Raw genomic sequence first — 26,703 nt, forward strand, 5'->3', positions numbered from 1 at the left:
CTTTTGACAATACAAAGATGATACATAACGGGAGGAGGTTAAAGTTTATTCGTTAACCGGCGGCTTTACTTCGATTTTTGGAACAATAAGTTAGATGATGCGAATGCTAAATTATTTTAGACAGCTCCTGATTATTAGCATTTTTTTGTAACTTTAGTTATGCTGTTGCAATCAGATGAAACAAATCGTGAAACCTTAAACAGGTTGCTATCGTTTGCCAAAGAAAACAATCTGAATTTATCATTGGCGGATAAAAGTGAGCATAATTATCATCTCCCGGGAAAACCCCTCACCCCTGAACCATTAAGGCAAGTAATCGAAGACAGCCGCAAAAGTGGGATCGTTTCTATGAAAACCGCACATAAAATAATCAGCGATAATTATAATGCAGATTAACTATACGGGAGAGGCTTTTAGTTCGTTAATCCAGCTTATTAATTTTATTGAATCTACCAATATACTCAGGGTGCAGGCTTAAGATGGTTAAACCGGTTTGAAACGTTTCTTCAGCAGCGGCTGCACCATCCCCTCCTTATAAAATTGTGTAATAATTATACCTTTAGCCAGTTAAACTTACGATGCGTTTATTTTAATGATTGGTTAGTTGCCTTTTCAGTTCATAAAAACCTTATTTTAGTTGAAGCGCTGTTACATAAATCGCGTATCAGCAATTAAGGAATTCGCATAGAAGCAAAATATTGAATTTTGCTGATCAGCTTTTTGCCTAAGGAAAAATACTTTTTGTTTTGCACCACGCACCTACTTCAGCACAAATCTAAAAACCAGCGCTGCCAGCACGCCACCCAAAATAGGCCCTACTACCGGTACCCAGGCATAGCTCCAGTCGCTGTCGCGTTTATTTTTAATAGGCAGTAAAGCATGTATAATACGCGGACCCAGATCGCGTGCGGGGTTAATGGCATAACCTGTTGGCCCACCTAAGCTCAAGCCTATACCCAGTACCAGTAATGCAATGGGTAAAGCATCTAAGGCGCCCAGCTTCATTTCCGGCTTTGCCAGTAACAAGGCGCCTAATACCAGCACAAAAGTGCCCACCAGTTCGGTAATGATGTTATGCACTACACTGCGTATGGCCGGCGCCGTACAAAATACAGCCAGCTTGGCGTTGGCATCCTGTGTATCATCAAAATGCTGGCGATAGGACAACCATACAATTACCGCCCCAAGCATAGCCCCTGTGAACTGCGCCAGTATATATGAAGGTACCAGCGCCCAGTTGAAACTGCCTTCCACCGCCAGGCCAATAGTTACGGCGGGATTTAAATGCCCCCCGCTGGCCGCCGCTGTGGCGTATACACCCGTAAACACCGCTATTGCCCATCCAAAAGTTATGGCTATCAATCCCCCGTTATTGCCTTTTGTTTTATCTAATACCACGTTGGCAACCACGCCGCCACCTAATATAATCAGTAAAGCTGTTCCGGTAATTTCGGCCAGGAATGGAGACATATGCAGGCAATTGGTTTTTATGAATAATTCAGGGAAAATAAATAAAATTTGATAAAACCCGAATACTAAGTTTTGAAATCCGAAGGAGAAAGCATCAAGCATCAAATAATAAAAAACAAACAAAGTTCAAATGGTAAAATTAAAACCCGCCCGTGGCAGATCAGAAGCCGGAAGTCCAAAATTCGAAATGAATAGTCAATCAATTTCAAATTTTAAATCAGAAATCTCAAATTGTCAACAAATACCCCTCCGCCAATACAGTAAAATCTTTTAGCTGATCCTGCTGCCAGGCTTCATCCCTGCCCATCTCTTCCGCCATCAGCTTTGCTACTGCGGGAGCGGCTTGCAAGGCTGCATGCGCATCTAAAAAAAGCATTCTTATCCTTCTTGCCAGCACATCCTCCACCGTCATGGCCATTTCGTTGCGCACCGCCCAAATTACCTGTGCTTTAATATATGGAAAAGCGTTGTGCAGTTGCTCTCCCCATGCTGTATTTTGCTCCGCCAGTTGCTTTATTTCTTCCGCATCTGTTCCATAATAATGCAAAGGATCAGCATTGTTCACCGCTTTGCACCAGCCATGTATATGCAATGAACCGGTTACACAGCGTCTGCGTTCCAGCTTTCCTACAAACAGCGCATTATCTACCGCCACCTTAGCCATCTTACGGTAGGTGGTCCATTTACCACCGGTAATAGTAACCAGGTTACTCTGCGACACAATAATGGTATGATCTCTCGGCATAAGCGCTGTATTTTTTTGTCCAGGTGCTTTCACCAGCGGACGTAAGCCCGCAAATACTGCTTTTACATCCGTTCTTGTAATGCCTGAACTCAGGTAACGATTTACGTTCCTGAAAATAAACTCAATTTCCGCTTCCAAAGGACGGGGCTCAAATGAGGCTTCCGCTACGGGTGTGTCGGTAGTGCCAATAATTACTTTATTATGCCAGGGCACAGCAAACAATACCCTGCCATCATCCGTTTTAGGTATCATCATGGCATAATCGCCGGGAAAGAATTTTTTGTCTACCACCAGGTGTATCCCCTGTGAGGGAGATACCATGTTGTGCTGCATGTCATCATCCATCTGTAAAACATCATCTGTAAACACACCCGTTGCATTAATAACAGCTTTGCTTTTTATTTCGTATTCCTTTCCGGTAAGGGTATCTTCCGCGTATACGCCTTTGCTCTTTCCGTTTTCTTTACGCACATCAAACACTTCCATATAATTCAATACTGTTCCTCCCGCTTCCACTGCAGTTTGTGCAAGGTTAAGCGCCAGGCGGGCATCATCAAACTGTCCATCATAGTATAATATACCGCCGCTAAGCCCCGTCTGCACTACAGCGGGTGAATACTGTAATATGGTTTTAGAAGATAACATTCTGGTTTTTCCAATGCTTAATTTCCCCGACATAAGGTCATATATCTTTAACCCAATACCATAGTACCATTTTTGCCACCACGAGTAGGCCGGTAATATAAAAGGCTGAATGCGGGTAAGATGCGGCGCGTTTTTTAACAGTAATCCTCTTTCATGCAGCGCTTCCATCACCAATTTAATATTGCCCTGCGCCAAATAACGAACGCCGCCATGCACTAATTTGGTAGCCCTGCTGGAAGTGCCTTTGGCAAAATCAAAACGTTCAAGCAATAATGTTTTATACCCCCGCGAGGAAGCATCCGCGGCAGCGCCTAAACCCGTAGCGCCACCGCCTATGATAATAATATCCCATTCCGTTTCCGTATCCAGCCTGGTAATCAATTCGCCTCTTTGCATTGTTGTTATTTATGGGAGTGAGTAGTCAGTGGTGAGTGGTGACTGATCAGGAAACATGGTTAATCAATCCTGTTAATGTTTTAAAAGATTGCAAAATCAATTGTTCAAGTGGCTTTAATTGCTGTAAATCTACATAGTGAAGCTCAAAACTTATGCCGATGGCAGCGTCTACTTCGATCACAGATCCTCTTGCTATTTCAAAATATCTTTTTCTTTCAGCCGCTGATTTCCGGGAAGCACCTTCGGCAATATTCAAGTGTACAGACAATGCGGCTCTTCTTGTTTGCTGAGATATAGCAAACCGTTCTTCCTGAGGAAACAATTTTGTTATCCGGTAACTTTCCAAAGCTAAAGACTTTGAATAATGAAATACATTAAGTTTGGTGTGTGCTAATTGTAAAAACATAGGTTAAATATTATGATGAAAAATAAAAACGTTGATTTTGATATTATTTCAAAATCCCACGCAAAGGTCCAGGATAAGACACTCACTACTCACTACTAACCACTCACACTTACTCCCCCTCCGCCCAAACTTTTGTGGCTTTCACCGCTCTTTGCCACCCTTTTGATAACTGGCTTCTCTCCTCTTCTTTCATGCCAGGCTCAAAAATCCTGTCTACCTGCCATTGCTTTTGAATTTCTTCCATATTTTTCCAGTACCCTACAGCCAGTCCGGCCAAATAAGCGGCGCCCAACGCGGTAGTTTCAATAATGCGCGGGCGAATAACTTTGGTATTCAGCATATCGCTCTGGAACTGCATGAGTAAGTTATTAGCGGTTGCGCCGCCATCTACCCGCAACTCCTTAATGGCAATGCCCGAATCGGCTTCCATTGCTTTCAACACATCCATGGTTTGATAGGCGATGCTTTCAATAGCTGCCCTGGCTAAATGTGCTGAGGTGGTTCCCCTTGTCATGCCCACAATGGTACCCCTGGCATGCTGGTTCCAGTGCGGCGCGCCGAGACCTGCAAAAGCCGGAACCACGTACACGCCATCGCTGCCGGTTACTTTTAACGCCAGAGGTTCCACCTCCCCGGAAGATTTAATGATCTCCAAACCATCGCGCAGCCACTGTACTACTGCGCCTGCAATAAACACACTCCCTTCCAATGCATAATGGGTAATGCCATTTACCTTCCAGGCTACAGTGGTAAGTAAATTATTTTGTGATGGCACAGCTTTTTCACCCGTATTCATCAGCATAAAGCATCCTGTGCCATACGTGTTTTTTACCATGCCGGGCTGTGTGCACATTTGCCCGAACAGCGCCGACTGCTGATCGCCGGCTATGCCTGCAATCGGTATTTTATGCGCCGTTAATATATTCTGCGTTTCTCCGTATACTTCGCTGCTGCTTTTTACCCGGGGAAGCATATTGCCGGGCACATCAAATATTTTTTCCAACTCCCCGTCCCATTGCAGGGTATGAATGTTAAGCAGCATGGTACGCGATGCATTAGACACATCGGTTGCATGTATTTGCCCTTTAGTGAGGTTCCATATCAGCCAGGTATCAATGGTACCAAAGCAAAGTTCCCCTTTGCCCGCTTTTTCTCTTGCGCCTTCCACATTATCTAAAATCCATTTTACTTTGGTAGCCGAAAAATAGGCGTCTAAGATCAATCCTGTTTTTTCTTTAATCAATTTATCGGTTCCTTTAGCCTTCAGTTCATCGCAAAAAGCCGCGGTACGCCTGTCCTGCCATACTATGGCATTATATACAGGCCTGCCGGTAGCTCTTTCCCATACAACGGTAGTTTCCCTTTGATTGGTTATACCAATGGCGGCTATATTTTCCGTTGTTAACCCGGCTTTACTGATGGCTTCTGCGGCTACGCCTAACTGTGTGCTCCATATTTCACTGGGATCATGCTCCACCCAGCCGGGCTGAGGGAATATTTGTCTGAACTCTTTTTGCGCTACTGAAATAACCGAACCGCTATGGTTGAATATAATGGCACGGGAACTGGTAGTGCCCTGGTCTAAAGCAAGAATATATTTTGGCATGAAACAATCTTTTGGTTTGAAGGTAAAGAAAAATAGACATTTGGATTTGTTGTTTGTTGTAACTCACCACTCACCCCTTACTTACCACTCTCCCTACCCCTCACATTTCTTACATTCCCTTACATTTGCATAAACGGAATCAGGGGCATGGATAATTTTATAGTATCGGCGCGTAAATACCGCCCGCAAACTTTTAATACCGTGGTGGGCCAGTCTCATATTACCACCACCTTAAAGAATGCTATTAAAAACAAGCAACTGGCACATGCTTTTTTGTTTTGCGGGCCAAGGGGAGTAGGTAAAACCACCTGCGCCCGTATTCTGGCAAAAACCATTAACTGTGAAAATATGCAGGCAGATGGCGAAGCCTGTAATGTTTGCGATTCCTGCACCTCTTTTAATGATGGCGCTTCCCTTAACATTCATGAATTAGACGCGGCAAGCAACAACTCTGTAGATGATATCCGAACGCTCACAGAGCAGGTGCGCTTTTCTCCGCAGGCCGGAAAATACAAGGTATACATTATTGATGAGGTGCATATGCTGAGCGCCTCGGCTTTTAATGCATTTTTGAAAACATTAGAAGAGCCCCCACCCTATGCTATTTTTATTTTAGCTACCACCGAAAAACATAAAATACTTCCTACTATTTTATCGCGCTGCCAGATATTCGACTTTAAAAGAATCACCCCCAATGATACCGTTGAACATTTGCAGGAAATATGTGATAAAGAAAAAATAACATCCGATAAAGCCGCGCTGCAGGTAATTGCCCAAAAAAGCGAGGGCTGCATGCGGGACGCGCTCAGTATTTTAGATAAAATAGTGAGTTTTACCAATGGTGAACTCAGCTACAAAAACACATTAGAACACCTGAATATATTAGATGCCGACTATTACTTTAAACTAATAGAAGCCATGCTGGATCAGGATTTGGCCACTACCCTGCTGTTATACGATGACATTAACAGAAAGGGATTTGAAGGCGACCTGGTACTGAATGGCTTTGCCGAATTTGTACGGAACCTGCTGGTGTGCAGAGACGAAAAAATAGCGGGACTGCTGGAGGTTGTAGACAGCTTTAAAGACAGGTATGTGGCAACGGCTCAAAAAGTATCCCCCGCATGGCTCATCAGCGCGCTGAATATACTGAATGAAGCGGAGATCAATTATAAAGGAGCGCGGAATAAAAAGCTGCATGCAGAGCTTACACTCATTAAACTTACCTACCTGAGCCAGGCTGTGGAACTGGTAAATGAAGCCGGCGTTATTAAAAAAAAAGCAACTGATGCAGTTAAACCGGTAGCTTTTAAAAATATAAGACCTGCAATAGCAGAACAGTCTCCTGCCGCGGGTACTGCTGCCGCTTTAAAAAAAAACCAGCAGGCAATGGATGCCAAACTAATAATTGAAAGCAGCCTGGTAGAAGAGGAAGAAACGCCATACAGCCGGAAGGCGGCACAACCGGTTACCCAATCCGGCAAACCGGTCACGGGTACAGCAGTGGCAGAAATATCCGCCACCACCACGCCAACACTTGGCGCCTTATCTAAAATACGCAAACAAATAGCTCAAAAACAAACACAGGCTAATAATACAACGCTGTCTTTAACAGGGGAAAACCTTAAGGAAGCCTGGAGCAGGTATATTGATAAACTGGTGGAACAAAAAAACCATTCCGCGGTTACCAATTTTAAACTGGCGCAGTTAAGGATAACGGATAACCATAGTTTTGAGATAGTGGTGGAAAGCAATATCCAGCAAAAATTTATTGAACAGGAACGGGGAACTTTAATAGAACACCTGCAATCTTTTTACAATAACCGTTCTCTTTCCTATGCCATTCATATAGCGGAAGCCACAGACAGCGGCACACCGCAGGAGCGGCCATTGAGCAGCCGCGAGCAATACCTGAAAATGATTGAACAATACCCGATGGTGAAGGAGTTAAAAGAGCGCCTAAAGTTAGAGTTGGACTATTGAAGATTTGAGATAGGGGCATTTTCTTCTGATCCGGAGACTGGTTTTCTTTTATACCTTGATTTAAGAAAGGGTATAGCAATGATTGGTGTTGCTCATACCGTAATAAAGCATGAAATAGATTACCGGACCTCATCTGTGGCAAAAAACCAAATATGCCATTTAAAAACTAATTGCAGGCAACTTATAAAATTCCCGGTAGTTGCCAGCACTTTGCTGATAGCCGAAAGCTTATAACAAATACTCTACGCCTTCACCACGGTTAATGATAAAAATGAGTATAGCTCATTTCATTTGCGCTTTTTGCCTTAATTTCGACCTTCCAAACACATCTTAAACTTAAATTTCATATATAGTATGGCTGAAGTTATTAAAATGCCACGAATGAGCGATACCATGACAGAAGGAGTGATCGTGGAATGGCATAAAAAAGTAGGCGATAAAGTTAAACCCGGCGATCTGTTGGCCGAAGTTGAAACAGACAAAGCCACTATGGAGCTGGAAAGCTATAACGAGGGCACCATATTATATATAGGCGTTGAGAAAGGAAAAAGTGTAAAGGTAGAAGAAGTAATTGCCGTGATTGGAAAGGAGGGGGAAGATTATAAAGCCGCCTTGAGTGACGCCGCTGCCACAGCTCCTCAAAAGGAAGCGGGGCCTCAGCCCGAAAAAGTTCCGCCTGCCAATGGCACGCCTAAGGCCGAAGCTCCCCAAAAAAATGTTCCCGCAGTAACTGCCGAGCAGTTAGGCGTTACCGTTATACGCATGCCCTTACTGAGCGATACCATGACGGAAGGAAGAATTGTGCAATGGAATAAGAAAGTGGGCGACAAGGTGAAAAGTGATGATAACCTTGCCGATGTGGAAACCGATAAAGCTACCATGGAAGTGGTGGGCTATACGGATGGCACTTTATTATACGTGGGTACTCCCGAAGGAGAAGCCGCGAAAGTAAATGATGTGATTGCCATTATCGGCAAAGAAGGAACAGATGTAAGCGGACTGGTGGCTTCCTTAAGCAGCCCCCGGGATGCGCAGCAGGCCACCGGCGCTTCCGGCAGGGAGCAGGTTCCGGCAACTGCTGCCACTCCGCAACAGGCGGCAATAACCACCCCGGAAGCCAGTGAAGACGGGAGAATTAAAGCATCGCCATTAGCCAAAAAAGTTGCGAAGGATAAAGGTGTTGACCTGAAATTAGTACAGGGCAGCGGCGATGGCGGAAGGATCATTAAAAAAGATATTGACAACTATACACCCGTTGCTGCTAAAGCTGCAACGGCTCCTGCTGCTGTGGCCGTGCCTGCTTTTACAGCCGCCCCCGGAACAGAAGGATATACCGACATTAGCCTGAACCAGATGCGTAAGGTAATTGCGCGCCGCCTGAGCGAAAGCAAGTTCGTTGCGCCGCATTTTTATCTTACCATGGAAATTGTAATGGATAATGCAATGGCTGCCCGTACACAGATGAATGAAGTAAGCCCGGTAAAGATTAGCTTTAATGATATGGTGGTAAAAGCCGCTGCTATGGCTTTGCGCCGGCACCCGGCGGTAAACAGTAGCTGGATGAACGAAACCATTCGGCAATGGCATCACATTCATGTGGGTATAGCGGTGGCCATTGAAGACGGACTCATTGTGCCGGTAGTGCGTTTTGCAGATCAGAAATCGCTGAGCCAGATTGCCGCGGAAAGCAAAGAACTGAGTGGCAGGGCACGCAATAAAAAATTACAACCCAACGAGTTTAGCGGTAACACGTTTACCATTTCTAACCTGGGCATGATGGATATTGATGAGTTTACGGCTATTATCAATCCGCCAGACAGCGCGATCATGGCTGTGGGCCGTATCAAAGAAACCGTAGTGAAAAAGGGGGACGGGTTTGGGGTAAGCAACATCATGAAAATAACATTGAGCTGCGACCACAGGAGTGTGGATGGGGCTGTAGGCGCCGCATTTTTACAAACGTTTAAAAAATACTTAGAGAACCCGGTTACCATGCTGGTGTAGAGATTTGAAATTTGAGATAGAATCCAGACCAGATGAATCGCAAAGCGTATAGTGCTTAACTTTTTGTGTTGAGTGATAGCAGGCTGGAACAATAGATAGGGTAACAATAATACAAGTTCTTTGCATATTTATCAGGGATAAATAGCTGAAAATACAGTAGTACCACAGCTAAATCATGGCGTGTGCACGGATGTGTTGTATCCTCATCCGTGCTTGAGCTTCTTTTTACTAAAGAGATAAAAAGTAAAGGGTAAGCTCTTTTTTATAAGGATATGCGATTTACGTACTTAATCCTAATTTCAGATTTGAGATGATCGGTAGTAACAGAATGAGATAAACGAAGTATTGATTTATTTTTGGCATTATATTCATCATTATAAATTATAAATTAATTTGAAAAAGATTTTTTTATTGCTGACTGCGGGTATACTCAGCACTGCATTATTTGCACAAAAAGCCGTTTCTATTTTTAACGGCAAAGATCTTTCGGGATGGACGATCAATGGTACCGAAAAATGGTACGTAGAAAAGGGAGAGCTGATTTGTGAAAGCGGGCCCGACAAAGCTTACGGCTATTTGTCTACCGATAAAAATTATAAGAATTTTGATCTTACCCTGCAGTTCAAACAGGAAGCGGAAGGAAACAGCGGCATCTTTTTCCGTTCTACCATTGATGGCGTAAAAATCAGTGGCTGGCAGGCCGAAGTAGCGCCTCCCGGCAGCAATACCGGCGGTATTTACGAATCGTACGGACGCGGCTGGCTGATTAAGCCTGAAGCGGAAAAAGATAAGTTTCTTAAATACGGCAAATGGAACACCTACCGTTTAAGGGTAGTGGGCGATGAAGTAACCACCTGGGTGAACGGTCATGAAATGATTACCCTGAAAGACGAAAAAATTGGCAAGGGAGAAGGTTTTATCGCCCTGCAGATTCACGATGGCGGCGGCATAAAAGTAAGGTGGAAAAATATTAAGATTAAGGAACTGTAAAACAGAGGTGAGTGGTGAGTGGGCAGTGGTGAACTGTCCTTCTCACCTCTCACTTTTCACTTCCCCCATTTCCCACATCTATCCCCAGCCCCGGATTTTCTGTTGGCGTTATTTTTCCAAAATCGTAATGCAACCCCAAGGCTATATCTTCCTCCAGCAGCAAAGGGCCATCGGCATCTATATAATCTGCCTGTGGCGATAAATGAACAATAGCCGCAGTACCTGCCGTACTTTCATTCATGCTGCCCAACATGATCTTCATGCCCAGTTGCTTTGCTTCGGCAATCATCCGCAATGCAGGTGTAATGCCGCTGCATTTGGTGAGCTTAATATTAATGCCGTGAAAATAGCCCTGGCATTTTTTTACATCCGCTTCTCCTACGCAGCTCTCATCAGCGAACAATGGCAATGGCGACTGTTCATACAGTAATTTCATGCCCTCCCAATTGTGCTTAGCTAAAGGCTGTTCCACCAGTTCTACATTCAGTTGCTGCAGTACCGGCAATATATCCAAAGCTTCTTCCACTGTCCATCCCGCATTGGCATCCACCCTGAACACTGCATCAGAATGTTTGCGTAATGCTTCCATGATGGCAATATCTTCTTTGGTGCCTAATTTTATTTTATATACCGGCCAGGGCTTTTCCTCCATCTTCTCCAGCATTTTTTCAATGAAATCTATGCCAATGGTATAATCCGTTACTGGCGCCGCAGAAATGGCTGTGTTCCACAATTGATAAAGCGGCTGCTTTTTTAATTTGCCGTAAATATCCCAGGCGGCAATGTCTAAAGCAGCTACCAGAAAGGGGTTAGCCGGAAAAAGGTGATGCAGGTAATGCCAGTAACGGTCGGGGTGAGTAAAAGAAAATTTTTCGATGAATGGTTTTTTTCGCTCAATATCCGCTATCATTTTTTCCACTGTTATATCATAATAGGTTATTGCCGGCGCTTCTCCATAGCCTTTAATGCCATTGAAGTTCAGCTCCACCAGCAGTGAAGGCTGGTGCGTTTTTGTACCTTTGGAAATGGTGAAGGGGTGCCTGAATTTTAAATTATTATGCCGGTATTGTATTTTGATAGCCATATGAAGAAGTTTGGGAGTTTATGGTTTATGGTTTCAAACTCAAAACAGGATCCGAATCTTTCTTTGCGCCCGTTACCCCTTTGCGCGCTTTGTGTGAAAATCTAAATAAATTTAAAATCCCGCACCTGCCCTGCCGCTTGAATGTATATAACTGATCAGTTCGTTATTAAAATCGTTTTCTTTTAAAAGCTGCTCTAAGGTAATATGCATGCGGTAGCGCCAGTAATACCGGGGAATAGCCGGCACATTAATACGCTCCTCTGCCGGGTTCTCTCTTCGTATCTTTCCATCAATGCCCATCAGGTCCTGCAATAAAAAAACGCTCCACATGGCCGGCGAATATAAATGCTGGATAATGACAGCTTTGTTGATCCACGGCTCACAATAATAAGGCGCCAGCCCGGGATGCTGCATTTCGTTATTGAAAAAACGTTGCGTTTCTTCCCTGTTCTCTTCCCACCATGACCGTATGGTGCTCATGTCGTGCGTTGATGGCGTAACAACAGATAACCGGGGCGCATTAGCGGGATTGAAAAACTCCGCCCCCTCCTGCTTGGGCATGCGCTGAATTTCAAGACTTAGTATACCCAGTTGCCGCATAATTTCGGGTACACAACGCGGCACCATACCCAGGTCTTCGCCGCAAACCAGCATATTGGTTGATTTTTTGAGCGCAGGTAGCTTATGCATGGCCTGCGTTGCCCAAACCTCCTCCTGCCTGTGAAAGAAGTAGTCAATATACAATACTTTCAGTTGATGCTGCGTATAACTGTCTAAGTGGCGAAATGAAATGGTATTTTCTATGGCTATTCTGAAATGAAACTGCTGTTGCCGCGATCCCTCTTCTTCAAAAAGAATTACATTGGAAATCAAGTCGTACAATGCCGATTGAAGCCATATATTTTCTTCATTTATTTCCAGAGACGAAAAATAAGCCTCTACTTTACGCTGGGTTGAAAAGGAGGGCTTAAGCGCATAGGAGCCATCCTGGCGTAATTCAAGAAAATCTTTAACCATGTTCCTGTTTTCCCCCAGTAATTCATACAATACCGCATCGGTAATATAAGGTTCGCAAAACCGGCTGTAGTTGAAAACTATCCCCCTCCCGGAAAATGTTGCCGCGGCAACAGGAATAGCCGGCACAAAACGCCCCATTATGCCTTCTACGGCATGGTCGGGAATACTCCAAATCCTGAAAAAGCCCAGCACATGATCAACACGAAAAGCGTCAAAGTAATTGCTCATCTGCTTAAACCGCCTGTGCCACCATTCGTACCCATCCTGCCGCATACGTTCCCAGTTATAGGTTGGGAAGCCCCAGTTTTGCCCCTTTACCGCAAAGTCATCAGGCGGGGCGCCGGCCTGCATATCCATATGAAACAGTTCGGGCTCCATCCAGGCATCGCAGCTATACCGGTTTACACCAATAGGCAGATCGCCTTTTACAATTACCCCGTTCGCATGTGCGTAACCGGTAGCCTCTTTTAACTGCACATGGAGATGGAACTGTATGAAATAATAGATGCCTATCCCGTCAAAATGCTTTTGAGAAGCGGCCGACAACTTTTCTACCGCCTTTTTATCGTAGTTGCTGTACTGTTTCCATGCCGTGTATTTGGATGTATTGTATTTATCCCGCAGGTAACTGTACGCCGCGTAAGGAATTAACCAATGGCGGTTGTCTTCCATAAACTGCCTGTATGCTTCCTGTTTAAAGAATTCCATTTTTTGTGCCTGGTACAGTTCTTTAATGATCTCCCATTTATACCGCATCACTTCTTCATAATCTATTTCCGTCAGGTCGTTTAACTGCTCTCTTTTTTTCCCCAGCGCATGTATGATCCGCGCGTCTTCCTTCCGGGCCACCATCTCCACATTAAGGTATAAGGGATGTAATGCAAAGGCGGAAATAGCATTGTAGGGATAAGAGTCTTTCCAGGTACGCGTAGCCGTTGTATCATTCACGGGTAAGAGTTGTATCATACGCATACCGGTTTTTTTAGCCCAGTCAACCAGCAACCTGATATCTGTAAACTCCCCCGCACCGAGGCTTTTTTTGCTTCTCAGGCTGAATACGGGTATGTTTACGCCTGCTCCCCGCCAGGCAGCATGTATAAAATGCACAAAACCATCATGTAAAACGGTTAGCTTTTTTTTATCTGCGTTATCATGCAGCAAACGGTTGTCGCCATCTTCATAACGAACAAACGCTTTGGTTTTAATATGATAAACAGCATACTTATAAGCAACCGGGAACGCTACACCGGAAAGATTGACTTTTGTTGTCCACCAGTTATTTTCCCTGCTCATCCGCACCGGGCTGGCGGTATCCCATTCTCCTAATACCGCAGTTCCTCCCAGCAGGCAAATCACTTCATCTTGCTGCAGCAGCGGCGCTTTTACTTTAAAAACATGGGTATTACCATAATAAGGAGCGGGCTTTACCGGCGATTGGGCAAGGGGCAACAGCACATCCCGGAAGGGAGAAGTAAAAAAAACGTTTTCGTACTGCCCGGCAAAGTTCCAGGTATCCTGCAGGTGTATTTCTCCGGCGGCCGTTTTTTTAATATCTACCACTTTATCGTCATTCCATTCTTCCGTAACGCTCCCGGTTTTATCTTTAAAAAGATATTTGTACCGGATACCACCGGGTAAATCTGCGGGAGGCGTATGGAGTTCCAGCACATAGCTCCAATATTCCTCATTCAGGTAGTTCATGGTAACGGCGTCAGCTGCAACCAGGTTGCCTAACTGCGGAATATTTCCCGAAAGCTGCAACGACTCTCCAAACCGGGTATTGAAGCGTATGTAAAAATGAATCTTTATCATAAATCCTCATTATATTTGCCGCAAATTAATGATCAGATATGGATACTGCCAATAAAAAATCCCGCGGTCTGTACTGGCTGCTTTTCCTGCTTTCCGTAGTTGTTTTTTTCCTGGTATACGCATTTGCCGGAAACTTTATTACCGTTACGCTCCCTTTTGTTGTTTATTTTTTTGCCAAGGCGCTTGATATTATATAATCAGCGGTCTGCCCAATGACTGCGCAATCATTTTACGAAAACAAGGTACTGCTTTATACAGCGGCTACACTGTCTTTGAAAAGAAAGATAGCGGGATCGGCCCTGTTCCGGTTACTGGGTTTTGTTGCCTTCGGTTTATCGGGTTATTTTTTCTTTACACAACGCTTAACGGGCTTACTGTTCCTCACCCTGCTGCTATTTGCGTTATTTCTGCTGCTGGTTATGTACGCACAGCGGTTAAAAGAGCGGAAAGCGCTCATCGAAAAATTATTATTTATTAATAACAATGAGCTGGGTGCGCTCAACAATGAGCCTAACCGCATGGATGACGGAAGCATCTTTGCGAACGGCAAGGATTATACGGAAGACCTTGATATTTTTGGCCCCCACTCCCTGTTTCATTTACTGAACCGTTGCACTACATCGCATGGTAAATTATATTTAGCAGAATTGTTAGCGCAACCCTTATTAGATACAGCCGCTATTACACAACGGCAGGAAGCCGTTCAGGTACTTTCAGGTCAGGCCGGTCAGCGGCAGCTTATTACCGCGCAGGGCTTATTACACGCCGAGGCGGAAGGCAACCTGCACAGCATTGAAACATGGCTGCAGCCGGCAACAAGCCTCCACAAAAAAAAGTGGCTGCAGACGCTGCGATGGATACTGCCCCTGTACAATATCCCCTGTTTTTTATACTACATCACTACCGGCGAAATGTTATATATAGCTATAGGTGTAACAGCCGCATGGCTGATAACGGCGCGCTATGCAAAATATATTCACAGCCAGCACCAGCTTATCAGCAAAAAGCAATCTATCCTTGATCAGTATGCCGGTATTTTAAAATCTTTTGCAGCGGTTGAAACCGGTTCATCTTCTGTATTGCAGCAATTACGGCAAACAGCGTCAAATGCCCATGGTGCTATTCGCGGGCTGGCAAAGCTTTCTTCCTCTTTTGATCAGCGGCTGAACCTGCTGGTCAATATTTTTCTGAACAGCCTCATATTGTATGATATGCAGTGCATACTGGCGCTGGAACAATGGAAAGAGCGGCACAAAAATAATTTTTTGCAGTGGCTGCATGCGGTTGGAGATATAGAATGTTTGAATACGCTGGCAGGCTTTGCCTTCAACCATCCCCATTTCTCCTATCCTTCAGTACATACGGGTGAAGCCATTTTTATCAGTACCACGCAAATGGCGCATCCGCTTATTGCGGCCGATAAACGGGTGGCGAATGATTTTGAAACAGGGAAAAGCAACAAATTGTTATTGGTTACCGGCTCGAATATGTCGGGAAAAACTACTTTTTTGCGAACGCTGGGCGTTAATCTTATCCTGGCGCAAAGCGGGGCGCCGGTTTGTGCCGGGGAGTTTGTTTTTACGCCTATGGAAATATTAACCTCTATCCGCGTTAATGATTCCCTGCAGGAGCATACCTCCTATTTTATGGCCGAACTCAAGCGGCTGCAGCAAATTATACTGCGCCTGCAAAATAACAAACGTGCATTGGTGCTGATTGATGAAATACTGCGTGGCACCAATTCGGAAGACAAAACCCATGGATCCGAACAGTTCATTCAGCAACTGCTGCGATACAACTGCATTACCCTTTTTGCAACCCATGATCTTAGCTTAGCCTCACTCGAAAACACGTATAAGGGCGTGATCAGCAATTATTGTTTTGAAAGTATTATAGAACATGACACCCTGCACTTCGATTACAAGCTGCAACGCGGAGTGGCCAAGAATAAGAATGCTTCTTTTTTAATGAAGATGATGGGGATTGTTGATAATGCATAAGACATTCACTACTCACTTCCCACATTTTTAAATTCTTACATTTCCACATCATCCATATGCTGCGGTCTCACGCTCCTTCGTTGCGTACCGACCGCACTTCTTACTCTACCACTGCCACCTCATACCTTCCTACACACAATTAAAGGCGGAGTATACCTACTTCGCCTTAATCATTTGAATACCTGCCGTTTTAAACAAACAGCAGGGCAAATACTGTCATGGTGGAAAAGAAAGCCCAGGCTATAATATACACCTGTGTTTCTTCTGCATGCTGGGTAGTAAATAACTTTTTCATAGACACTGTTTTTTAAGGGTTAAAAATGACAGGGTCGGATCAAATGCTTTTAAGCTGAAGTTTCCAGAGGGGTATACGGAGTAAACAGGATATTAGTTTTCAAAACGGGGTTGTACACTATTAACGACAAACATGGTAGGGTATTGTGTTTGAGAGAGGTATCAGGTATCAGCTTTCAGGTATCAGCCTCGATTAACTACTAACGACAGGATGAATACGCCTGCTTTGTACTGCTCATGGCTGTCAGCCTCCTTCAGATTTGGTATTTGAATCCTTAAAATGGGAAGGCAAGGTAAGTGAAAGTAGCTTAGAGTCTGATACAAAACAAAAAGCCAATCTCAACGATTGGCCCTTTTTATATTTCATTCTAATTGAAATAGAAATGTGTAAGCTTTAATCATTCATTAATCGCAAGTAAGGCTGGTTAGCATACTTTGATAAGCAGCTTTTTCCTCTGCACCCAAACCGGTAAAACAATCCGTTTCAAAATATTCCTGAAGCGCTGCTTTATAAGTCTTACAGTTAGCAGGATTAATATTAGTTCCATAAACCTGTGCCGCATCTACTACCTTTTTAGCTGCACTATTGCAATCCAATTTCTTTTCCTTTTTGCAACTTGAAACTAAAACGGGAGCAATACCGCAAATTAAGAAACCGAACAAAATTTTTTTCATAATTTTTAATTTTTAAGGATTAGTTTAAATGAAAGAAATATATGAACGGCCCATTATATAACATTATTGTAATAACCATAATTCAATTGGAAAGAAGTATCCGGATAACGCCAGTACTATACCGTTAATTATGCTTCTACAAAATATCTAAATACGTGGTTAATGAAACTACCCTAAGGCTATAACTTTTACTACCACTATTTACTCTTCTCCTCCAGCTCCAGTAATTTTTCAAAAGTTTGCTCGTATTCCTTATTGGTGGCGGCAAGCGCTTCGCTGTTCTTTTGGTAGCCGGATTCGGCAGCGAGGAATTTGTTCTTATCAGAATAAATATCAGGAGAAGCCAGTTGCGCTTCGAATGTGGCTTTTTGCCGGGTTAAAGTGGCAATTTTTTCTTCGAGCTGCTCCAGGTTTTTTTGCTGCTTCTGCAATTCTCTTTTTAATTCTTTATCAATCGGCGCTTTTGCTATTTGTTTAGCAGGAGGGGAGGATTGCTGTTTTTCCATCACTTTCTTTTCTTCCTGTGCCGTCTTTTTCTCCCGCTGCTTTACAACAGGGCTACCTGTTTTTGCCGCTTCCGTTTTTTTTCTTTCTTTCCATTCCATCCATTCTTCGTATCCCCCGGCAAAATCTTTGATCTCGTAATTATCTATTTCCCATATGCGGTTGGCGGCTTTAGAAATAAAATGCCTGTCGTGGCTTACCATGATGAGGCTGCCCTGGTAACGGTTCAACGCCTCTATCAGCAGGTCAATGGAAAGCAGATCGAGGTGATTGGTAGGTTCATCCAGGATTAAAAAGTTGGCTTTACTTACCATCGTTTTTGCCAGCGCCACTCTCGCTTTCTCTCCCCCGCTCAGCACTTTAATTTTTTTATCCGAATCATCGCCGCTAAATAAAAAGCATCCCAGCAGCGTTCTCAACTCCTGTTCGGTTTTCTGGCTGCCGCAATTTTTCATTTCTTCCAAAATGGTTTGCTGTACATTCAGCGCCTCTAACTGGTGCTGGGCATAAAAGCTTTCTTCCACATTATGCCCCCATATTCTTTCTCCGGTAAATGGCTCTGTGCCTGCTATCATTCTGAGCAGCGTAGACTTGCCTTTGCCGTTAGCGCCTATCAGTGCAATTTTATCGCCACGGTTAATTTCAGCGGATGTATTTTCAACGATTTTAATATTGCCAAAATTTTTGCTGACATGCTTTAAGGTGCAAATGATTTTCCCCGGCACTTTGTCTAACTGGAAGTTGATCTTTATTTCAGGACGGTCAACAGATACATCTTCTATCCGGTCTAACTTATCAAGCCGTTTCATAGCGCTTTGCGCGGCCGCGGCCTTGGTGGCTTTGGCGCGGAAGCGTTCTATGAACCTCTCCTGCTGCCGGATATATTCCTTCTGGTTTTCAAAAGCCCGCTGCTGCAATTCCAGCCGCATTTCCTTCTCCGTTTCATAAAAGTCGAAATTGCCATTGTAAAAATGCAGTTGCTGCTGGTACAATTCCACGATCTTGGTAACCATGCGGTTCAGGAAGTATTTATCGTGACTTACAATTACTACTGATCCTTTGTAGTGCAGCAAATATTTTTCCAGCCATTCAATAGAAGGAAGATCAAGGTGGTTGGTGGGCTCATCTAACAGCAGCAGGTCGGGCTGCTGCAATATCATTTTAGCCAGCAGTACCCGCATACGCCATCCCCCGCTAAACGCTTTATAGGGTCTTTGCAGATCATTATTGGCAAAGCCTAAGCCCTGCAATACTTCTTCCGTTTGGTGATGAATATTATACCCGCCCAGCATTTCCAGCTCATGCAGCTTATCCGAATATTCGTGGAGCAGGGCTTCATCTTCATGCTCTTTTTCAAGCCGCTTTCCTAACAGCTCAATTTCTTTTTCTAATAACAATATTTTTTCGAAGGCGCCGAGGGCAACCTGCAATATGGATTCGTTGGTATCAAAACTCAGCAAATCCTGGTGCAGGTATCCAATACTAACGCCTCTCCCTCTTTCTACTGATCCTGCAGAAGGGAGGTATTCGCCCACCAATACTTTTAGTAAGGTTGATTTTCCTGTACCATTATAACCAATAAGCCCTATCCGTTCGCCGGGTTGTATATGCCAGGTAGCATCCCGTACAATGGTTCTTGCGCCAAATTCAAAAGTCACATCCTGCAATCCTGCCAGCATAATTCCTGATAATAACTTTATTTTTTTATAGAATCTTTGTTGTCTCCGGGGCTGTCTGTTTTTATTACAGCGGGCGTTTCGGGGTTAATGGCGGGTATATTATATTTTCCTTCAATAAAGGCAAGATAATTTTGTACCCTGAAGGTTTGATCAATTTCGCTGTACAAGGTGCGCTGCTTTGCACTCAACCCTTCCGGATCCTGCATATGCTGCGTCATTTCCTGCACCGACATTCCGCCCAAAGCGGCATAGTACTTCAGTTGCTGATCAATATCCTTTTTAATATCCTTCAATACCCTGTCGCCTAATTCTTTATACTCTGCTTCGTAAGCGGCCTCCATTACCGATATAGCTACAATATTCTGCTGGTTGCCACGGCTTACCATTGCATAAGGCATGTTAACCACATTAATGCCTTTATCGCTTTTCTCCAGTAATTTCCGCGCTTCTTCCTTTCTGCCTTCTTTGGCCATGCTTTCAGCGGCATTGGCATAAGCCTGGCGTATGGTTAATAAATGGCGGCGGTTCTCTTCATCAAAATATACGCCCGGGATATTTGCATTGCCGAAGGCGAATTTTTTCATCATATTTTCATAAGCCACTCCGGTGTTTACATTAGTGGCATTATCCTGCTTAGGCTGAACGGGTACTAAACGATAACTTAATCCATCTGCCCTTAAATATTGCGAAAAACCCAACTCGCTGAAAGGCGCGGTGAAGTAGATCGGCCGTTGCCAGTGGTTGGCCGCAATTACATTCAGTACAGCCAGGTCATTTTTCATGAGCGCAGTTTTACCCTGCGGCAAATCAAATCTTAACTCATCTACCAGGGTATCATCCGCATTTACTGTTCCGTTATTACGTACCAGCGCGCTGTCTACCGGCACACTGAATTTTCGTACCGGAAAAGTATTGAAGATATTATCTGCGCCATAGGTTAGGGTATAAGCCGGGTCATCGCTGCCAATAATTTTAGTTAATACATCTCCAAGATATACATATTGGTTCTGGGGGATATTGGGCTTAGCCTCAAAATATACCACATTGCGTTTATCGCCTTCCGTTTTTTCGGGACCCCATAATAAGGCTATAGGATCGCTGTCGTTTACCTTGTACCGCATCTGGTTAATATACCAGTCAATACCCAGCAGGCTGTAATTCACCACCCGTATGTCACGGCGAATGCCTTCCACTTCCTGTGCATACCATAAAGGGTAGGTATCATTATCGCCAAACGTAAACAGTATGGCGTTGGGAGCGCAGCTTTCAAGATAGTCTTTTGCCAGGTCGCGGGCCAATTCCTTTTTGCTCCTGTCATGATCATCCCATTCCTGGAAGCCCATGATAACGGGAACGGCAAGGGTACATATTACCGCGGCGGCATAACCCGCCAGCTTAGCATTCACTACTTTTTCGAACCATTGCTTCACCATCATTACACCAATACCAATCCATATGGCAAAGGCGTAATAAGAACCCGCAAAGGCATAATCGCGTTCACGCGGCTGCGGACCGGCCGCATTGAGGTAAAACACAATGGCAAAACCTGTAAAGAAGAATAATAAAAAGCTCACCAAAAAATCTTCGCGGTGATGACGGTAATGGAAGAACAAGCCGATAAGACCCAATATAAAAGGCAACGCAAATAATTTATTGTTCGCCTTATTATCTTTAATGCTGTCGGGCAGTGTAGACTGGTCGCCCAGGAACAGGTTATCAATAAATGAAATACCCGTAATCGTATTACCGTCTCTTACATTGCCGGTACCCTGCAGGTCGTTTTGCTTGCCAATGAAATTCCATCCAAAATAACGCAGGTACATCCATCCTATCTGGTAGCCCACCGCCCACCGGACATTATCAACATAGGTGGGTTTTTCATCTTTGCCCAATCCCAGCCAGCTCCTGTAATAATTGGCGTGTCCCTGGTCGTTACTGGCATCCCATATACGGGGCAGGAACATCATGTCTTCTGCCTCATACTCATATTCAAAGTTTTTACCGATATTAATATACTTCTTATCTCCCTTCTGCCAGCGGTAACCTTTTTCTTTAACCATTGGCGTTCCGTCAGGATTTCTTTTTACATCAGCGGCAAAGGTTTGTCCGTATATCAACGGAAAATCACCATACTGCTCACGGCCAACATAACCTACCAGGCTCATTGGATTATCTACATTATACATATCTACCGAAGGGTTGGCCGCGGAGCGGATCATGGTAGTAAGATAGGTGGAGTAACCAATAAGAATAAAGGCAAAACACCACAAACCCAGCTTAAGGAAATTCAGGATTTTAACCCTGCTGTGATAAGCGGCATATACCGCTAAAGCCGTACCCGCTACAAACAGCAGGAAAGACAGGAAAGAGGTAATGTAAGGAAACGAAAACAGGAAAATAAAAACAGAAAGCCAGATAGCAAAACCGGTGAAATTATTAATCAGCTTATCGGCGCCGCGAATGCCTATTAAGATTACTAATCCCAGCAACACAAAATAAGCGGTGAAGCCCGAGAAAAAGGGCAACCCCAGTCCGTTTACAAACCAGCGGTCAAATATTCCCGAGCCGGTTATGGTATATTGAATTACAAATTTTTGTACAAACCCTGTAATAATGCAGCCTACTATAAAAGCCCAGAAAATACCCCAGGGCGTAGTTTTATACCGGCGAAAATAATACACCATTACAATGGCGGGAATAGTAAGCAGGTTAAGCAGGTGAATACCTATGGATAATCCAATAACAAAAAACAGCAGCACAATCCACCTGTCGGCGCCGGGTTCATCGGCATTGTGCTCCCATTTAAGCATCATCCAGAACACCAGCGCAGTCAGGAATGAGGAAAAAGCGTATACTTCACCCTCTACGGCGCTATACCACATGGAATCGCTGAAAGTAAAGGCCAATGCACCTACTACGCCGGCAGCCATAATGGTAAAAACCTTTTCAGCGTTTAACGCGGCATGCGCTTTCTGGTATATTTTACGGGTAAAATGTGTGATGGTCCAAAAAAGAAATAATATGGTAAAGCCGCTGGCTAAAGCGCTCATGATGTTCACAGCTTTGGCTGCGGTTAACGGGTTATCGCCGAGTAGTACTATAAAAATACGCCCAATGATCACAAATAACGGGGCTCCCGGGGGATGGGGTACCTGCAGCTTAAAACAACTGCTCACAAATTCACCGCAATCCCAGAGGCTTCCTCCCGCCTCTGCAGTTAAAATATATACGGCACAGGCAATGATGCAAACAATCCATCCGGTAATGTTATTAACCTTGTTGAAATTCATATTAGTACTGTCTTTTATAAGATTGGCAAACCTACACGAATTTTAATAAGCTACAAAAACCGCCGTAATGAATTTGGTTATCCTTATCACATTTTTAAACCGGCAGCCAGTAGTAAGAGCTATTTTTTAAATTGGCTGCTACCGGCTGTCAGCTCTCAGCTAATTGCTCATGGCTGATCGCTGACTACTGACTGCTGACAGCCCATTCGATTTGATCTTACCAGCATTACTACTTAAAAATTGCATCATTGTTTCATTTTTTATACCTTCGCCTGCTCATACCAATACCTGTTGCTCAAATTAGTTCAGTCATATCGCTTCTGTGTTACCCTGCTGTTGCTGATCAGCTTTTCGGCAACGCAATTTCCCTTTGAGTTTTTTCATAACCACGGCAACACCGTTGTTTGCAGTACATATAGCCAGGGAACAGATATATGCCAGCATAAATCACATCTTGCCACCAAAAAAGAGCATTGCTGGGCATGCAGCATTCATGTAGAAAAGGTATTCCTATTCAACAACCCGCTTCCGGAATATAGTTCCGGCGGCAGTTTCCTGTTCCGGCATATTGCTTTTGCCGGCATACATTCCAACACACCGGAACATACCGCGCTTCGCGGACCTCCACATTTTACGGTGTAAATACACTATCCCGGCCGCCATCTTCTTTACCCATAACAATAGCATAGCACAACACCTCATCATTCACGCAAAGACATTTTTGCTATTACCTTTTGATAAGTTGTGCGCTGTCGTTTATGGCGTTAACTGAAACATTCTTCATTATTTAAGCGTATTATTTTGAAACATTACTATATCAGGCCATTCCTTATACTATTAACTGTATTTTTTTTAAGCACTGGTTTTACAAAAGCGCAGCAACTGTTACATGAACCCGTAAAAAATACCCGTAGCGGCATAGCCAGGGTTTCTGTTTCCGGCAGGGTAAGCGATGCGCAAACGGGCGAGCCCCTTGCCGGCGCATCCGTATATATAGCCGATGCTAAAACAGGGGCTATTACGGATGCAAACGGGGCATATATGATCCGGAATATTGCAGCCGGCAGCTACCTTATTGAAATTTCTTTTGTTGGATACAGCAGCATTACAGAACAGGTGAAGCTTGCGGGGGATTTGCAAAAAAATTTTGCGCTGCTGCCTTCTGTTCTGGAAAATGAAGGTATAACGGTAACGGGCGTTTCCTCGGCCACAAAAATTAAAAGAACGCCCACACCGGTTACTATTGTCAGTAAAAAAGAACTCACCCAGGCAACTGCAACCAACCTTATTGACGCCCTGAGCAAAAACCCCGGTATAGCACAGGTATCCACCGGTCCTTCTATTTCAAAACCCATTATCAGGGGATTGGGGTATAACCGGGTTGTAGTACTCAATGATGGCATACGGCAGGAAGGACAGCAGTGGGGCGATGAGCATGGTATTGAAATAGATGAATACAGCGTGCAGAAGGTGGAGATATTAAAAGGACCTGCGTCCCTTATTTACGGAAGCGATGCCATGGCTGGTGTGATCAATATTTTAACCAATGTGCCTGCCCCGGAAGGAACGATAAAAGGAAACATCATTGGCAATTATCAAACCAATAATAAGCTCCGCGGTTTTGGCGCTAACCTGGCGGGCAACAAAAACGGGCTGAACTGGAATGTGTACGGATCTTTTAAAGGAGCGCAGGATTATAAAAACAAATACGATGGGTACGTATTCAATTCAAAGTTTAACGAAAAGAATATGGGAGGATATATGGGTTACAACGGAAGCTGGGGCTATAGTCATATTATTATAAGCAGCTTTAACCAGGAGCCGGGTCTTATAGAAGGCAGCCGTGATGCGCTTACCGGAAAATTTATTCGTGAAATAAATAACAATGGCATAGCAGAAACAAGGATAGCAGAACGCGGCGATTTCTCAGGCATTCACCCGGGTATTCCCCGGCAGCATATTCAGCACTTTAAAGTTGCCGCCGATAACAGGTTTAACGTGGGCAACGGAAAACTCTCCGTTAACCTGGGCTTTCAGAACAATAAAAGAAAAGAGTTTGCGGATGTGCTGAAGCCGGATGAGCCCGGATTGTATTTTAACCTCAACACCTTTACCTATAATGTGCAATACCACTTCCCGGATAACAACAAATGGAAAACTGCTGTGGGTATTACCGGCATGCAGCAAAGCAATACCAATAAAGCAGCGGAAGCGCTGATCCCTGAATATCATTTATTTGATGCGGGCGCTTTTGTATACACGCAACGCAATTACAACCGCTTTACCATTAGCGGGGGCATACGGTTTGATAACCGGGGCATTGATTCAAAAAAATTAACAGAAAACAATGAAACAAAGTTTGAACCCTTCACCAGGTCGTTCAGCAATGTATCGGGCAGCGCCGGCATTAGTTATGAAGCTGGTAAAACCACAACGCTAAAATTTAATATAGCAAGAGGGTTCCGCGCACCTGGCATAGCCGAGTTAGCCTCCAACGGCACGCATGAAGGCACTAACCGGTATGAATACGGCGATCAAAGCTTAAGATCAGAAACCAGCCTGCAGGCCGATATAGGGGCGGAGGTTAATACCGCGCACCTGTCTTTAAGCGCAACCGGTTTTATAAATAGCATTGATCATTTTATTTTTTACAGGAAGCTTTCTAATGTTAATGGCGGCGATTCATTAGTACACGTAAATGGCGATGATATTACCGCTTTTACATTTAGCCAGGCCAAAGCCCTGTTGTATGGCGCGGAATTTTATATGGATATTCACCCCCATCCGTTAGACTGGCTGCACTTTGAGAATACCTTCTCGTATGTAATCGGTGAATTTAACCGGCCGGTAGAAGGCGTGAAGCATATTCCCTTTATACCCGCCGCCCGGCTGATCACCCAGCTAAAAGCTGAATTTTTACAGAAAGGAAAAAAGATCAGGAACCTTTCCGTAACTGCAGAGGCAGATAATACGTTCAGGCAAAACAAGGCGTTTACCGCCTATAATACAGAAACGCCTGCAAAGGGTTACAGCTTACTGAATGTGTTTATAGGAGCGGATATTGTGCAGCATAAAAAAACGCTGTTCTCCGTGTATGTTTCGGGCAGCAACCTTGCCAATACCGCTTATCAAAGTCATTTAAGCCGGCTGAAGTATACCGCTGTAAACGATGTTACCGGCCGCCAAGGAGTATTTAATATGGGGAGGAATTTTAGCGTAAAGATTAATGTGCCATTGTCGTTTTAATGCATGCATTAGCTACCGGATAACACCAGTTAATGAAGCAACAGCCGCTTATACAGCGGCTTTTTGCTAAAGTAGATCCTATAAGCAAAGCGAAGATAGATTCCTCCAAAGTGCCAATGGCAGTTCATGGTTGAACGTGTAGTGCAGAAGCTGCCCCCTTGTTCCACCGCTTGTCATGCTGAGCCCGCCGCCGCGGCGGAGCGAAGCATCTGAATTGTGAATGAGAACTGTAATAAAATGATCGGAGTGAAATAGATTCCTCCTTCGTCGGAATGACAGGCTGCGGTGCTACTATCTGCCTACTATGTTAAAGGCAGGCTACAGTAATGGTTACTTTTTTTTGCCCATTCATCAATGAGTTTATAGGCAAGCTTTTTCCCTTGTGCCAAAGAAATCTTTTTTGCAGGGGGTGTTTTACTGGCAGCCTTTACCACCAAATGTTCATATTCCTTTTTGGGAATAATAATATAATCTTTCTTATCAATCGTAAGCACATTCATTACCTGTCATTTTACACGAATTTATCATTTTTCCGGTAAACTTTATAACGGGTAATATCCATACCGGTAAAATTGGTACATAGTCAATATTCGAAAGGTGATCTATTATCAGCATCACCAATGGAGCAAAGTCCGCTCATACAGCGGCTTTATTGCTAAAGTAGAACCTCATATGAACGAGCAAAGCGAAAATAGATTTCTCCAAAGCCGGAATGACAGGCTGTGGTGCGACTATCTGTCTGTAAGAAAAATGTCCGGCAGCATTAAACTGACGGGTATTTCCGTAATAGTGCTATCCTCATTCTTTTGCCTGCCGCCACGGGAACTATAGGTTTGTACTCCATCCATCTAATCCCT

Annotated in this window: 18 protein-coding genes; 8 read left to right on the forward strand and 10 right to left on the reverse strand. The window is 44.1% G+C overall.

Annotation, left to right across the window (positions count from 1 at the left end; all coding sequences use genetic code 11):
• Positions 1–159: 159 nt before the first annotated feature.
• Positions 160–396: a hypothetical protein gene (locus VL121_RS04290; protein ID WP_325402513.1), complete on the forward strand. Its 237-nt coding sequence runs from the start codon at positions 160–162 to the stop codon at positions 394–396.
• 363 nt (positions 397–759) lie between these two features.
• On the opposite strand, the gene VL121_RS04295 is transcribed toward VL121_RS04290, so the two are convergent.
• The 4 genes from VL121_RS04295 to glpK form a co-directional block, all read right to left on the reverse strand.
• On the reverse strand, positions 760–1,470 hold the full coding sequence (locus VL121_RS04295; RefSeq protein WP_325402515.1) for an MIP/aquaporin family protein: 711 nt from the start codon (positions 1,468–1,470) through the stop codon (positions 760–762).
• Between the two features lie 226 nt (positions 1,471–1,696).
• Positions 1,697–3,256: a glycerol-3-phosphate dehydrogenase/oxidase gene (locus VL121_RS04300; RefSeq protein ID WP_325402517.1), complete on the reverse strand. Its 1,560-nt coding sequence runs from the start codon at positions 3,254–3,256 to the stop codon at positions 1,697–1,699.
• 46 nt (positions 3,257–3,302) lie between these two features.
• Positions 3,303–3,662 (reverse strand): four helix bundle protein, encoded by a 360-nt coding sequence (locus VL121_RS04305; RefSeq protein WP_325402519.1) that lies wholly within the window; start codon positions 3,660–3,662, stop codon positions 3,303–3,305.
• A 109-nt stretch (positions 3,663–3,771) separates the two neighbouring features.
• Positions 3,772–5,268: a glycerol kinase GlpK gene (gene glpK, locus VL121_RS04310; protein WP_325402521.1), complete on the reverse strand. Its 1,497-nt coding sequence runs from the start codon at positions 5,266–5,268 to the stop codon at positions 3,772–3,774.
• 147 nt (positions 5,269–5,415) lie between these two features.
• On the opposite strand from glpK, the gene VL121_RS04315 reads away from it, so the two are divergent.
• The 3 genes from VL121_RS04315 to VL121_RS04325 all read left to right on the forward strand — a co-directional run bounded on the left by VL121_RS04315 (position 5,416) and on the right by VL121_RS04325 (position 10,245).
• On the forward strand, positions 5,416–7,251 hold the full coding sequence (locus tag VL121_RS04315) for a DNA polymerase III subunit gamma/tau (protein WP_325402523.1): 1,836 nt from the start codon (positions 5,416–5,418) through the stop codon (positions 7,249–7,251).
• Positions 7,252–7,605: 354 nt separating this feature from the next.
• Positions 7,606–9,255: a pyruvate dehydrogenase complex dihydrolipoamide acetyltransferase gene (locus VL121_RS04320; RefSeq protein WP_325402525.1), complete on the forward strand. Its 1,650-nt coding sequence runs from the start codon at positions 7,606–7,608 to the stop codon at positions 9,253–9,255.
• A 393-nt stretch (positions 9,256–9,648) separates the two neighbouring features.
• Positions 9,649–10,245, forward strand: coding sequence for a 3-keto-disaccharide hydrolase (locus VL121_RS04325; RefSeq protein WP_325402527.1), 597 nt, complete (start codon positions 9,649–9,651; stop codon positions 10,243–10,245).
• 49 nt (positions 10,246–10,294) lie between these two features.
• On the opposite strand, the gene VL121_RS04330 is transcribed toward VL121_RS04325, so the two are convergent.
• Both VL121_RS04330 and VL121_RS04335 read right to left on the reverse strand, forming a co-directional pair.
• Positions 10,295–11,329, reverse strand: coding sequence for a dipeptide epimerase (locus VL121_RS04330; protein WP_325402529.1), 1,035 nt, complete (start codon positions 11,327–11,329; stop codon positions 10,295–10,297).
• Positions 11,330–11,440: 111 nt separating this feature from the next.
• Positions 11,441–14,158, reverse strand: coding sequence for a 4-alpha-glucanotransferase (locus VL121_RS04335; RefSeq protein ID WP_325402531.1), 2,718 nt, complete (start codon positions 14,156–14,158; stop codon positions 11,441–11,443).
• A 38-nt stretch (positions 14,159–14,196) separates the two neighbouring features.
• On the opposite strand from VL121_RS04335, the gene VL121_RS04340 reads away from it, so the two are divergent.
• Together VL121_RS04340 and VL121_RS04345 are read left to right on the forward strand one after the other, a co-directional pair.
• Positions 14,197–14,355 (forward strand): hypothetical protein, encoded by a 159-nt coding sequence (locus VL121_RS04340; protein WP_325402534.1) that lies wholly within the window; start codon positions 14,197–14,199, stop codon positions 14,353–14,355.
• Positions 14,356–14,370: 15 nt separating this feature from the next.
• Complete coding sequence (locus VL121_RS04345; protein ID WP_325402536.1) at positions 14,371–16,158, forward strand: MutS-related protein; 1,788 nt, start codon at positions 14,371–14,373, stop codon at positions 16,156–16,158.
• A gap of 699 nt (positions 16,159–16,857) precedes the next feature.
• On the opposite strand, the gene VL121_RS04350 is transcribed toward VL121_RS04345, so the two are convergent.
• From VL121_RS04350 to VL121_RS04360, 3 genes are all read right to left on the reverse strand, one after another.
• Entirely contained in the window at positions 16,858–17,127 is a 270-nt protein-coding gene (locus VL121_RS04350) for a hypothetical protein (protein ID WP_325402538.1), read from the reverse strand.
• A gap of 197 nt (positions 17,128–17,324) precedes the next feature.
• Complete coding sequence (locus VL121_RS04355; protein WP_325402540.1) at positions 17,325–19,310, reverse strand: ABC-F family ATP-binding cassette domain-containing protein; 1,986 nt, start codon at positions 19,308–19,310, stop codon at positions 17,325–17,327.
• 17 nt (positions 19,311–19,327) lie between these two features.
• On the reverse strand, positions 19,328–22,600 hold the full coding sequence (locus tag VL121_RS04360) for a protein O-mannosyl-transferase family (protein WP_325402542.1): 3,273 nt from the start codon (positions 22,598–22,600) through the stop codon (positions 19,328–19,330).
• A gap of 291 nt (positions 22,601–22,891) precedes the next feature.
• Here VL121_RS04360 and VL121_RS04365 point away from each other — a divergent pair, with 291 nt between their 5' ends.
• Positions 22,892–23,242 (forward strand): hypothetical protein, encoded by a 351-nt coding sequence (locus VL121_RS04365; protein ID WP_325402544.1) that lies wholly within the window; start codon positions 22,892–22,894, stop codon positions 23,240–23,242.
• Positions 23,243–23,401: 159 nt separating this feature from the next.
• Entirely contained in the window at positions 23,402–25,846 is a 2,445-nt protein-coding gene (locus tag VL121_RS04370) for a TonB-dependent receptor (RefSeq protein ID WP_325402546.1), read from the forward strand.
• A gap of 302 nt (positions 25,847–26,148) precedes the next feature.
• Here VL121_RS04370 and VL121_RS04375 read toward each other — a convergent pair whose 3' ends face one another.
• On the reverse strand, positions 26,149–26,346 hold the full coding sequence (locus tag VL121_RS04375; protein ID WP_325402548.1) for a hypothetical protein: 198 nt from the start codon (positions 26,344–26,346) through the stop codon (positions 26,149–26,151).
• Positions 26,347–26,703: the final 357 nt, after the last annotated feature.

The sequence above is a fragment of the Agriterribacter sp. genome (genome assembly GCF_035497235.1).
Lineage (GTDB): Bacteria > Bacteroidota > Bacteroidia > Chitinophagales > Chitinophagaceae > Agriterribacter.